Source organism: Kitasatospora sp. NPDC091257, assembly GCF_044757675.1.
Classification (GTDB): Bacteria; Actinomycetota; Actinomycetes; order Streptomycetales; family Streptomycetaceae; genus Kitasatospora; species Kitasatospora lactacystinica.
The window spans coordinates 1-1,771 of the sequence record NZ_JBIVVI010001547.1 but is presented as its reverse complement, the minus strand read 5'-3'; the positions used below and the strand labels follow the sequence as shown (position 1 = coordinate 1,771).

General features: G+C 76.7%; 2 protein-coding genes. Both read left to right on the top strand.

The window, feature by feature from the left end; genetic code table 11:
- Positions 1–43: 43 nt before the first annotated feature.
- Positions 44–1,252: an acyltransferase gene (locus tag ACIQOV_RS40150; RefSeq protein WP_401055912.1), complete on the top strand. Its 1,209-nt coding sequence runs from the start codon at positions 44–46 to the stop codon at positions 1,250–1,252.
- Between the two features lie 116 nt (positions 1,253–1,368).
- Entirely contained in the window at positions 1,369–1,704 is a 336-nt protein-coding gene (locus ACIQOV_RS40145) for an MmcQ/YjbR family DNA-binding protein (protein ID WP_380358825.1), read from the top strand.
- The last annotated feature ends 67 nt before the right edge of the window (positions 1,705–1,771 follow it).

The following is a 1,771-nucleotide window of genomic DNA, read 5'->3' as shown; positions in this document are numbered from 1 at the left end:
GCCCTGCACCCCCCGGCCCCGCACGCCCCGGCCGCTCACCGCGCTGCGCCGCGCCGCCGCGCGGGTCGACGCGAAGACCCCGGCCCACCGCGACCGCGCCCTGGACGGGCTGCGCGCCCTCGCCCTGCTCGCCGTACCGGTCGGCCACTGGATGCTCGGCGGCCTCACCCGCTCCCCCGACGGCGCCCTGCACAACACCAGCCCGCTCTCCACCCTCGGCTTCTTCGCCCCGCTCAGCTGGGTGCTCCAGATGCTCGGGGTGTTCTTCCTGGTCGGCGGCCACTCCTCGGTCCGCTCACTGGAGCGGGCCCGGGCCAGGGGCGTGACGTACGGCGGCTGGCTGCGGGCCCGTACCGTCCGGCTGCTGCGCCCGGTGCTCGGGGTGACGGCCGTCTGGGCGGCGCTGATCCCGCTGCTGCCCGCGCTCGGCGTCCCCGCGGACACCCTGCGCACCGGTGCCACCCTGGTGGTGCAGCCGCTCTGGTACATCGGGGTCTACCTGGGGCTGACCGCGCTCACCCCGCTCTGCGTGGCCGCCGGGCGCCGGCTGGGCGGCTGGTCCGCGGGCCTGCTGGTGGCCTCGGTCGCCGCCGTCGACCTGCTGCGCTACGGGCCGTGGGCCGGGGCGGTGCCGTCCTGGGTCGCGCTGCTGAACATCCTGCCGGGCTGGCTGTTCGGCTACCAGCTGGGCGTGCTCTGGGCGCAGGGCCGGCTCGGCCGCCCGGCGGCCCGGTTGCTGCTGCTCGGCGGCGGCGCGCTGTTCGCCGCGCTGCTGCTGGTCTTCCACTACCCGGCCAGCATGGTCGGCGTGCCCGGGGCCGAGCGCACCAACTCGCACCCGCCGTCCCTGCTGGTGCTCGCCCTGGCGGCGTTCCAGTGCGGCGCCGCGGTGCTGCTGCGGGAGCGGCTGGGCCGGCTGCTGACACGGCGTCCGCTGCTCTGGCTGCCGGTCGTGGTGGTCAACCTGTCGGCGATGACCATCTTCTGCTGGCACCAGAGCGCGATGCTCGCGGTCGCCGTGCCGGGCGCGGCCGGCCTGGGCGCCGTCCCGGGGCTGACCACCGCGCCGGACTCGCTCGGCTGGGTGGCCGCCAGGCTGGCGCTGCTGCCGCTGTTCGCCGCCGTGCTGGTGGCGCTCGGCTGGTTCACCCGCCGGTTCGACGGCCCGTGGACGGCCTTCTCCCGGGGCGGCAAGGCGGTGGCCGGCGCCGCGGCGGCGCTCTTCGCGGCGTACGCGCTGGGCGTGGTGTGACGGCCCACCGGGTGCGGGCCGCTCCGGGCGGCGGAGCACGGCGTGCCGCAGGGGCGCGGGCCGATCGGTCCGCGCCCCTGCGGCGCGCTGTCGGTGTCCTGCCCTACCCTGCCGCCATGGTGACGTTCGACGAGTTCCGCACGATGGCGCTGGCCCTGCCGGAAGCCGCCCAGGAGCCGACCTGGGACATCGAGACGCTGCGGGTCCGCGGCCGGATCTTCGCGATGGGCGCGCCCGACGGGGACCGGGTCACCGTCAAGGCCTCCCCCGAGGACCAGGCCGAACTGCTCGCCGCCGAACCCGAGGTGTTCTCCTCCGCCCCGTACGTCGGACGGCACGGCTGGGTGAGCGTCCGGCTGGACCTGGTGGACCGGGACGAGCTGCACGACCTCGTCACCGAGGCCTGGCGGCGGACGGCGCCGAAGCGCCTGGTACGCGAGTTCGACGCCTGAACGGGGCCCTGTCGAACGGCCGCACGGGCCACCGTCCGAACCACTGGGAGACGTAGCGCGGACACCC

What these genes read in the sequence shown, in the direction of transcription:
- ACIQOV_RS40145 (WP_380358825.1), top strand. Translation starts at nt 1,369, where the DNA reads ATGGTGACGTTCGACGAGTTCCGCACGATGGCGCTGGCCCTGCCGGAA.